Source organism: Cellulomonas sp., assembly GCF_035634735.1.
Taxonomy (GTDB): Bacteria; Actinomycetota; Actinomycetes; order Actinomycetales; family Cellulomonadaceae; genus Cellulomonas.
The window spans coordinates 1-9577 of sequence record NZ_DASQCJ010000222.1; the positions used below are offsets into that span (position 1 = coordinate 1).

Annotated in this window: 9 protein-coding genes and 1 pseudogene; 5 read left to right on the forward strand and 5 right to left on the reverse strand. The window is 79.9% G+C overall.

Annotation, left to right across the window (positions count from 1 at the left end; genetic code table 11):
- From VER05_RS18000 to VER05_RS18020, 5 genes are all read left to right on the forward strand, one after another.
- On the forward strand, nt 1-283 hold a 283-nt coding region (locus VER05_RS18000; protein ID WP_324846687.1), incomplete at its 5' end, for a hypothetical protein.
- 77 nt (nt 284-360) lie between these two features.
- On the forward strand, nt 361-834 hold the full coding sequence (locus VER05_RS18005; protein ID WP_324846688.1) for an Lsr2 family DNA-binding protein: 474 nt from the start codon (nt 361-363) through the stop codon (nt 832-834).
- 67 nt (nt 835-901) lie between these two features.
- Nucleotides 902-3529, forward strand: a complete 2628-nt coding sequence (locus tag VER05_RS18010; protein WP_324846689.1) for a helix-turn-helix transcriptional regulator — start codon at nt 902-904, stop codon at nt 3527-3529.
- Between the two features lie 51 nt (nt 3530-3580).
- On the forward strand, nt 3581-4111 hold the full coding sequence (locus tag VER05_RS18015) for a hypothetical protein (protein ID WP_324846690.1): 531 nt from the start codon (nt 3581-3583) through the stop codon (nt 4109-4111).
- A 70-nt stretch (nt 4112-4181) separates the two neighbouring features.
- Nucleotides 4182-4739: a hypothetical protein gene (locus VER05_RS18020; RefSeq protein WP_324846691.1), complete on the forward strand. Its 558-nt coding sequence runs from the start codon at nt 4182-4184 to the stop codon at nt 4737-4739.
- A 198-nt stretch (nt 4740-4937) separates the two neighbouring features.
- Here VER05_RS18020 and VER05_RS18025 read toward each other — a convergent pair whose 3' ends face one another.
- The 5 genes and pseudogenes from VER05_RS18025 to VER05_RS18045 form a co-directional block, all read right to left on the reverse strand.
- Nucleotides 4938-5717 carry a hypothetical protein gene (locus VER05_RS18025; protein WP_324846692.1) on the reverse strand — a complete coding sequence of 260 codons (780 nt, stop codon included), beginning with the start codon at nt 5715-5717 and terminating at the stop codon, nt 4938-4940.
- 261 nt (nt 5718-5978) lie between these two features.
- A complete protein-coding gene (locus tag VER05_RS18030; RefSeq protein ID WP_324846693.1) occupies nt 5979-7208 on the reverse strand; it encodes an ABC transporter permease in 1230 nt (409 codons plus the stop codon).
- A complete protein-coding gene (locus tag VER05_RS18035) occupies nt 7205-7954 on the reverse strand; it encodes an ABC transporter ATP-binding protein (RefSeq protein ID WP_324846694.1) in 750 nt (249 codons plus the stop codon). The genes VER05_RS18030 and VER05_RS18035 overlap by 4 nt, the downstream gene beginning before the upstream one ends.
- A complete protein-coding gene (locus tag VER05_RS18040) occupies nt 7951-9036 on the reverse strand; it encodes a peptidoglycan-binding protein (protein ID WP_324846695.1) in 1086 nt (361 codons plus the stop codon). Before VER05_RS18040 ends, VER05_RS18035 begins: the two co-directional genes overlap by 4 nt.
- Nucleotides 9033-9577, reverse strand: a pseudogene (locus VER05_RS18045) (hypothetical protein); the annotation flags it as partial. The gene VER05_RS18040 and the pseudogene VER05_RS18045, both read right to left, overlap by 4 nt.

Genomic DNA, 9577 nt, shown 5'->3' on the forward strand with positions numbered 1-9577 from the left:
GGTCGACGCCACGACCGAGGACGGCGCGTGGCTGCGCGGCGACGGGAACGACCGGCGCGACCCGCAGCCGGTGCGGCAGGACGCCGTGCTCGGCACGCCGCGGCTCGCCGTGACCGGCGGCGCGGCCGCCGCGTTCACCGCCGCGCAGTCCGTCCCCGGGCGGGCGACGCTGGTCGCCGCCGCGGGGGCGCTGCTGTGGTTCGGGCTCGGGAGCGCCCGCCGGAGCCGGTCCCGGGCCGCGGCGCCGACGCGTCAGCACCGCGTCGCGGCCGGCGCCCGGTGACCGGCGACCCGGGCGCCGGCGACCGACCCGGCGCGGACCCCGCTCCGTCCCAGGGGCCCGCCCTGCGGCTCACCGTCGTGCCGACCACCGACGGCGGCACCGACCTGCACGTCGAGCTCGACCGGCCGCGGTGCGGGCCCGTGACCATCCGGCTCACCTGCGCGCGCACCGGCGAGGAGGCCGTCGCGCAGCTCGCCTGCCCGGGGCCCGTCGCGTCGGCGGCGGCCGTGCCGCCCGGGCCGTCCGCGCCGCCCGACCCGCCGGAGCGCCCGCACGACCCCGCGGCCGGGCTCCCCGCCCCGCAGGGCGACCCCGCCGGCCTCGCGCGGACTCCGGCGCCCGCCCCGACCGCCCCGCCGGCCCCGACCGCCGCGCAGGTCCGCGCGTGGGCCCGCCGGCAGGGCATGAGCGTCGCCGACGTCGGCCGCATCCCGACCGAGATCGTCGAGGAGTACCTCGCGGCCACGACCGACCCCGACGCCGCCACCGACCCCCGCCCCGGCACCCCGACCTCACCGACCGGCACCACCCAGGACCATCGTCCCAAATGAGGGGTGCGCAGAACCCTTGGCCAGGTGAATAGTGGTGACCGCAGGGATGGTCGTGAGGAGGCGGTCGATGCCGAGCCGGTCCGACGAGCTGCACCGGTTGCTCGCCCTCGTCCGCCGCCGCGCGAACGTCGCGGTCGTCGGGCCGATGTGGTCGGGGCGCACCGAGCTGCTGCACCGCGCGCGTCAGGCGCTGGAGGGCGGCGGCACCGCGGTGCTGCACATCCGGGGCGACCTCGGCGTGCCGGACCTGGAGCCGATCCGCGCCGCGCTGCCGCCGGCCGTCCGCCGGCGTCCGGGCCCGGGCCAGCCGCCCGCGGTCGGGCGGGACTTCTCGGACCTCGCCGAGCTCGTCACGCTGCACGTCCAGGAGGACGGGCGGGTGCTGCTGATCGACGACGCCGACCTGCTCGACGACGCCAGCCGGTCCCTGATCGGCATGGTGCACCACCGGCTCGGCTGCCCGGTCGTCGCGACGACCCAGCGCCCCGGCGCCGGCGGCGCGTCCCCGCTCGCGCTGGCCAGCCTGGTCCGCCCGCTGGTGCAGATCACGCTGACCGGGTTGGGCGTCGAGCCGCTGCACACGCTGCTGGAGGAGCGCCTCGGCGGGCCGGTCTCCCCCGGCGCGACGGCGCGGCTGCACCGGGACTCGGCGGGGCTCCCGGGCCTCGCGCTCGCGCTCAGCGACGCCGCCGTGGTCGCGGGCGCGCTGCGCGTGGTCGACGGGCAGTGGGCCGCGCGGGACGACCTGTGGTCCGGCGCCACGGACGGCGTGTACGAGTCGTTCGTGGCCGGCCGGCACGGCACCGCCCGGGACGGGCTGGAGCTGCTGGCGCTCGCCGGCACCGTCACGCCGGAGGCCGCCACCGCGCTGCTCGGCGGCGTGCTCCTGGAGGAGCTGGAGGCCGCCGGCCTGGTCTCGGTGGTGCACCTGGGCGGGCAGGCGGTGGTCGCGCTCGACCCGCCCGGGTTGGGCGACTACGTCGAGCGGCACGTCGCCGGGGTGCGCCGGCACCGGCTGCTGTCGGAGGCGGCGCGCCGGCTGGCGGCGGGCGACGACGGGCTCGGCGACGCGGCCACCCGGCGGCTCGCCGCGCACCTGGCCCGGCGCGCGGCCCCCGCCCCGCCCGCGGGACCCGACGAGGACCCAGGCCCCGGGCCGCGCACGCCGCTCGTCGGGCGCATGGTCACCGAGGCCCGCCGCGCGCGGCTGTCCCGCACCCTGGCGGCGTGGGAGCTGTCGCGGAACGTGCCCGACGCGGCCCGCGTGCTCGCCGCGCGGATGGCGGACGCGCGGGACGCGCGGACCGTCGAGCGGGTGCTCCGCGAGACCGACCTGACGACCGGCACGGACACCTACGCCTACGTCGAGCTCTGCTACCTGCGTTCCCGCTGGCTGCTGTCCCGGGGGCACGGGCTGGACGAGGCGATCGCGAGCATGACGGCCGGCCCGGTCGGGGCCGAGGCCCTGCGGTACGGGGAGTCGCTGTCGACGCTCGGCCTCGCGCTGCGGCTGGAGTTCGCCGGCGCCGACCCCGCCGCGCTACCCGTCCTCGCCGAGCGCGCCGCCGGGGCCGGCCACGACGCCGCGACGGCGCGCCTGGTGCTCGCGGCCCAGCACGTGCTCGGCGGCCGGCCCGCCGACGCCCTGCCGCTGCTGGAGGCGGACCGCGACGACCGGCCCGCGCTGCTCGCCGGCACCGCCCACCTGGTCGAGGGGCTCGCGCACTACGCGCGCGGCGACCTCGAGGACCTGCAGCGCTCCGGCGACGCCCTCGCGCAGCGCGCCGCGGCGGAGGCCGACCCCACCGGTCTGGTCGTCGGCAGCTACCTCGCCGGGCTGTCGCTGGCCGCCTACACCCGGATCGAGCAGGCCAAGGAGCGGCTGTTCAGCGTGCTGTCGACGGGCGCGGCGGCCGGGCCGATCCCGTTCAGCCCCGACGGGGCGGTGCGGACGCTGCTCGCCTGCCTCACCGCGTACACGAACACGAGCACCGTCACGACGGGCCTCGTCCACCAGGCGCGGCGGTCCGGACCGGTCAGCCGGGCCCTGCCGTTCGGCACCCCGGAGTGGCAGGAGGCGTTCGAGCTCTCCGCGCACGACGCCCAGCCCGAGGCCGGCCAGCTCCTGCGCTCTCTCGGCGACGACCTGCGCGCCGCCGGCTACGTGCTGCCCGCCGACGTCGCCGGCATCGTCGAGATGGCCCTGGCCTACGACCCGGCCCGCGCCGAGCAGGTGCGGCCCGCCGCCGAGCGCCTGGGCGGCGCGGTGTACCTCACCTACCTCGACGCCCGCCGCGCCGTGCTCGACCAGGACGCGCCGTGGCTGCTCAAGACCGGCCGGGAGTTCGAGCGGATCGGCGCCCGCGAGCTGGCCGCGCGCAGCTACGTGCTGGCCTCGGGCCTCTTCCGGGCCGCCGGCGAGGGCGTGGCCGCGACCGAGGCCCGCAGCGCCGCCGACGCCCTGACCCGGCACGAGGCCGACCTCGCCGGCGACGACGGCGAGCCGCGGTTCACCCGGCGCGAGCAGGAGATCATCCGGATGGTCGCCGACGACGGGTCGAACGCGTCCATCGCCGGCGCGCTGCACCTCAGCCCGCGCACCGTCGAGACGCACATCCGGAACATCAAGCTGAAGTCGGGGGCGGCGGACCGGCGGGACATCGCGCGGCTGGCCGTGGGGCTGGACGACGCGTAGCGGGCGGCGGCCGGGCGTGCGGGGCCGTCCCCGCCGCGCCAGACTGCGGCCATGCCGCGCCACGTCCGGATCCGCGTCCTGGGCCGCGACCTGGTCGTGGAGCGCCCGTGGGGGTCGGCGCCGCGCGTGCTGGCCGACGGGACGGAGCTGCCGCGGGACCGGTTCGGGCGGTACCGGCTGGCGGGCCCGGACGGCGAACGGGTCGTCGCCACGGAGTTCGACTGGCGCCGGCTGACGCCCGTCCTGGTCGTCGGCGACGACCGCGTGGCCCTGGACGCGCCGCTGGCACGGGGCGCGTGGCTGCTGCTCGCGCCCGTCGCGCTGCTGTCGCTCGCCGGCGGCGGCATCGGGGCCGGGCTGGGGATCGGCGCCGTCTGGTTCGCGGCGACCCGGCTGCGGGTCGCGGAGGGGGCGCCCGGCGCGGCGGCTCCCGCGGCCGGTGCGGCGGCCCATGCGGCGGGCGCGGTGACCACGGCCGGCCGTCGGTCGCTCCGGCGCGCGTGGGCCGAGGCCGTCGGGGCGGTCCTGGTGGCGGCGCTGCTCTACGTCGCCGTCGTGGCGTCCGGGCGCGCGCTGCTCTGAGGGCGCCCGCCGCACCGCCGCCGCCCGGCCCGTGGCCGCGCCAGGTGGGGGTTCCGGCGCGGGGCGCGCGGTGGCAGCCTGGACGGGCGTCGCCGGCACCGTCGCCCGCGGCGCCGCACGAGGAGGTGCCGTGGACGACTACCTGTGGGTGCTCAAGCGCCGGGAGCTGGACCTGGTCCGGGAGATCGAGCCCGACCGGATGGCGGAGCTCGACGAGGACGCGCTGCTCGACCTGCACCGGCGCGTGCGCAGGGCCCGGAACAAGAAGCTGTCGAACTACCGCCGGCGCGCCGCGGAGCGGGTCGGCGAGCACGGCGGCCGGGGCTCCGCGGCGCCGCTGAACGAGAAGCACCGCGTCCGGCTCGCGGCGTTCGAGGAGGCGCTGTCGCTCGTCAGCGCGCGGCTCGCGGAGGTCGCGCACGAGGCCGCGGAGGAGCTGCGGGACGAGCGGCTCGAGCAGGCGCGCGCGGGGCGGTCGCCGGGGCCGCACGCCGGGCCGCCGGAGGACGCCGACCCGGTGGGCGCGGGGCTGGCCCGGGAGCACGCGAAGTCGACGGGCGGGCGCAAGCGGGACGCGAGCAGCCTGGCCCAGGGCGCGCGCCGGCAGGCCAAGCGCGACGCCCGCTGACGCAGCGCGGGGCCACGGCGGCAGCGCGGCGCGGCGGCGCGGCTGCGCGGCTGCACGTCCGCCTCCCCCGCCGCGCCGCCCGACCCAGGGCCGGGCGCGGGGCGGCGGCGTCCGGTCCATCCCCACGGACCGGACGCCGCCCTGCACGCGCCGCGCACCCTCCGCGCGCGGCGCCGTCCTGCGTGGCGCCGCGCGCGGTCAGGCCGCGGTCAGCGCCTGCTGCTCGCGCGCGTCCCGGCGGCGCCGCACCAGCGCGGCCCCGGTGCCGAGCGCCGCGGCCGCGAGCGCCGCGAGCCACCACGCATCCGCGCCGGTGAGCGCGAGCGGCCCCCGGCCGCCCCCGCCGGCCACGACGTCGCCGCCGCCGGTCGCGTCGTCCCCGCCACCCGCGCCGCCCCCGCCGCCGCCCGGCGCCAGGTACGTGACGGTGAACGAGGCCCCGACCTCGACGGTCCGCCCGGGCTCCCCGGTCACGAGCGCCGGGTCGGGCAGCGACACCCGTACCGGGATCACGACGGGCTCGCCCGCGCGCGTGACCGGGTCCGTGCCGAGGGCGTCCGCGTAGGACCGCGGCGCGGCGAGCGTGCCCGCCGGGTGCCAGGCCGCGACGGCGCCGTCCGCGCCGACCGAGCCGTACTCGACCGCCAGGGCCGCGGCGAGGCCGGGCGCCCGGTCGTCGTCGGGACGGAGCACCCCGTCGAAGCCCACCGCCCGAGTCGTGCGCCCGGCGACCGTCCACTCACCGGTGACCGAGTCGCCGGGGCGGTCGAGGTCGAAGGTGTGCACCAGCGGGTCGCCGGTGAGGTCCAGGTGCCCGCCGGACGAGGCGGGCGCGGTGGGCGCGGCGTGCGCGGCGGCGGGCCCCGCCCCGGTGAGGGCGGCGGCCGCGGCCAGCGCCAGGGCGGCGAGCGCGGCGGCGCCGCGGCGGCGCGCGGGCGGCGTGTCGGGTCGGCGGGTGGCGGTCGTCGTGGTCGGCATGCACCCACCCTGCGCGCGCGGGGGCCGCGCCCGGCCGCGACCGCCCAGATCTGCGTCCCCCCGGGCCCGGATCTGCGGCCGTCCGCGCCCGCCGTACGGGCCGCGCGGGCGGGGTCTGCGTGCGCCGCGCGCCGGGCACGAGACGGCGGCGACCGGTCCGTCCCCGCGGACCCGGCCGCCGCCCTGCACGCGCCGCGCGCCCTCCGCACGCGGCGCCGTCCTGCGCCCCCTCGCCCCTCGGGGGGCCGGCTCCCCGCCCGCCTACGCCCCCGTCAGCGCCGCCGTCGGCGCCAGCCGCGCCGCGCGCACCGCCGGGAACAGCCCCGCGACCGCCCCGGTGACGAGCGTCAGCGCGACGCCCGCGGCGGCGACCAGCGGCGGCACCACGGCCGGCCACCCCTGGAGCGAGGCGTACAGCGCGGTGATCCCGACGCCGATCGCCACCCCGGCGAGCCCGCCGAGCGCCGCCAGCACCAGCGACTCCACCAGGAACTGCCGCCGGATGTGCCCGCGGGTGGCGCCGAGCGACCGCCGCAGCCCGATCTCGGCGCGCCGCTCCAGGACCGAGATCACCATGGTGTTGGCGACCCCGATGCCGCCGACCAGCAGCGACACCGCCCCCAGCCCCAGCAGCAGCCCGGTGAACGCGGCGTCGGTCGCCGCCTGCGCGGCCAGCGCGTCGGACGGCCGCGACACCTGCACCTCGTTCGGCGCCGCCGGGTTGGCGCTCGCCCCGAGCACCCGGTGCACGGCGGTGACGTGCGCGGGATCGGCCCGGGCGTACAGCGTGCTCGGCGCCCCGTCCCAGCCGAGCTGCGCCGCGGCGACCTCGCGCCCGACGAGCGCGGCCGTGTCGAGCTCGGGCGCCAGCGGCACCGGGTCGAGGATGCCGACCACGGAGAACGCCTGCCCGCCGACCTGGATCAGCACCCGCGGGTCGGCCTCCGCGATGCCGAGCCGGTCCGCGGCCGTCCGGCCGAGCACCACCGCGGGGTACCGGCTCGTCGCCTCGTTCAGCCACACCCCGGAGCCGACGGTCGCCCGCAGGGTGTCGAGCAGGTCGAGGTCCGCGGGGTGCACGGAGATGCCGCCCGACTCCCCGGCCGGGACGTGCGCGTTCCGGTAGACCCGGGCGTCGACCGTGCCGATGGAGGAGGCCTCCTCGACGGGACCCACCCGCCGGACCATGGCGACCGACTCCGCGGGCAGCGTCGCGGCCCGCCCGGAGAACGACATCCCCGGAGCCGCCGACAGCAGGTTGGTGCCCAGCTCCCCGAGCATCCGGTCGAGCTCCGCCCGCGACGACGACGAGATGCCGACGACGGCCACCATCGCGGCGATGCCGATCGCGATCCCGAGCGCCGACAGCACCGCCCGCAGCGGCCGGGTCCACAGCCCGACGGCGCCGACCCGCAGCACGTCCGTCGGCCGGAGCCGCACCGGCCGCAGCGGCGGCCGCGCGCCCGGACCCGCGCCCGGACCGGCGCTCACCGCGCACCCCCGCACCCGGTCCCGGGCCCGGTGTCGGCCACCTTCGCCCCGTCCCGCATCGTCACCTGCCGGGGCAGCGACCCCGCCAGGTCCCGGTCGTGCGTGATGACCACGACGGTCGTGCCCGCGGCGTTGAGCTCGCGCAGCACGCCGACGACCCCGGCACCGGACGCGGTGTCCAGCGCCCCGGTCGGCTCGTCGGCCAGCAGCAGCGGCGGGTCCCCCACCACCGCGCGCGCGATCGCCACCCGCTGCTTCTCGCCGCCGGACAGCTCGTGCGGCCGGTGCTCGACCCGGTGGCCGAGCCCGACCCGCTCCAGCGCGTCCCGGGCCCGCGCCCGCCGCTCCCGGCGCGACGGCCCCCGCGCCGGCCCGTCCGCGGACCCGCCCCGGTACAGCAGGCCGTCGGCGACGTTGTCCAGCGCCGGCACGCCCGCCGCGAGGTGGAAGTGCTGGAACACGAACCCGATCCGGGTGCCCCGCAGGGCCGACAGCTCCCGGTCGTCCAGGTCCGCCACCGCGTACCCGTCGACGGCGACCCGCCCGGACGTCGGCCGGTCCAGCGTGCCCACCAGGTTGAGCATCGACGACTTGCCCGACCCCGACGGCCCGACGATCGCGACCAGCTCCCCGCGCTCGACGCGCAGGTCGACGCCCGCCAGCGCGCGGGTGCCGCCGGGGTACTCCTTGACCACGTCGTCGAGCTCGACCACGGGCGGCCCGGGCCGGGCGACCACGGCGCTCACGACGGCACCACCACGGTGTCGCCCTCGTCGAGCGCCGCGCCGCCCTCGGGGGTCACCTCGACCCGCCCGGAGGCGAACATCCCGAGCTGCACCGGAACGAGCCGGGTGCTGCCGTCGGCCTCGACCACCTCCACGCCGTACCCGCCCTCCGCGAGGGCGAGCAGCGCCACCACGGGCACCGTCAGGACGTCGGCGCGCTCGCCGGACACCACCCGCACCTCGACGTCCCCGTGCTCGAGCCCGTCGAGCACGGCGGGGTCGTCGACCCGCACCGTCACGGTGACCTCGGGCTCGGGCGGCGCGCCGCCGGCGCCCTCCTCGGCCGGCGGCGCCACCGGCGCGGACACCGCGGTCACCGTCCCGGTGGTCGTCCGCCCGCCGGGGAGCCCGAGCTCGACCGCGCCGTCCACGGCGACCCGGTCCCGGTCGCCCGCGGCGAGGGTGGCGGTCACGACGTGCTCGGTCCCGGTGACCCGGACCAGGTCGTCCGGCACCGCGCCGCCGAGCGCGGCCTCGTGCCCGGCCACCCGCACCGGGCCCGGGACCACGACGACGTCGCCCGGCTGCACGACCCCGGTGCGCTCCCGGCCCAGGTCCTTCTGCCACGCCCGCACGGACGTCGCGGTGGCGGCGGTGTACCGGTCGTCGCCCGACACGGGGTACCCCAGCGCGGCCAGGTTGTCCTTCAGCTGCCGGACGTCCGGCCCGCGCACCCCCGGCTCGAGCGCCCGGTACAGCGGCATCGTGCCGTGCAGCAGCACCACGGGCCGGTCGTCGACCCGGGCGACCTGCTGGCCGCGGTCCAGCACGGCGCCCACCTCGGGCAGCCAGGTGACGGTCCCGTCGGCCGCCGCGGCGAGGGTCGTCTCGCGGCCGTAGCCCAGGGTCCCGTCGAGGGCCTGCCGCTGCTGCAGCGTCTGCCGCGCGACCGTGTCGGTGCTGCGCGGGCGGGCGACGTCCTCCTCCGCGGGCGCGGCGTGGCCCGGCGCGATCACCGCGAGCCCGCCGCCGAGCGCCACCGCGAGGCCGGCGCCGATCCACGCGGCCCGCCGGGCGCCCCGGCGCGCCGTCCCGGCGGTCACACGTCACCGCCGGCGGTCTCGCCCGCGCCGGCCCGGAGGGAGGACAGGTGCTCCTGGCACACCTCGGCTGCGGCGTCGACCTTGTCCTTCGGGCCCTGCGGGATGCCGGCCATGCCCGTCGCGGGGTCCGGGTCGTCCATCTCGACGCCCTGCTCGCGCATGCAGACCGCGTAGGCCCGCATCGAGTCCAGCTCCTCGGCGCTCGGCCCCGCGATCTCGCCGCCGCTCGGCATGTGGTCCCGGCAGGCGGCGATCGCGTCCTCCGCCGCGGACGGGTCCTGGCCGGTGTCCAGGTCGAGCACGCCGTCCTCGGTCGGGTCGGCCATGTCGACGCCCTGCTCCCGCATGCAGCGGGCGAAGTCCCGGCCGCTGTCCGCCGGGTCGCCGGACCCCCGCGCGGCGTCGCCGCCCGAGCCGCCGGAGCCGCCCGCCCCACCGCCGTCGGCGCTCGCCACGCCGGGCGCGTCGTCGGACGGCCCGCACGCCGCCAGCGCGAGGGCGAGGAGGGTGACGGCCAGGCCAGCGCCGAGGCGGCGCCGGG

Bases quoted from the DNA above. Each gene is read 5' to 3' on its own strand.
- VER05_RS18010 (WP_324846689.1), top strand. From the start codon at position 902: ATGCCGAGCCGGTCCGACGAGCTGCACCGGTTGCTCGCCCTCGTCCGC.
- VER05_RS18015 (WP_324846690.1), top strand. From the start codon at position 3,581: ATGCCGCGCCACGTCCGGATCCGCGTCCTGGGCCGCGACCTGGTCGTG.
- VER05_RS18025 (WP_324846692.1), bottom strand. From the start codon at position 5,717: ATGCCGACCACGACGACCGCCACCCGCCGACCCGACACGCCGCCCGCG.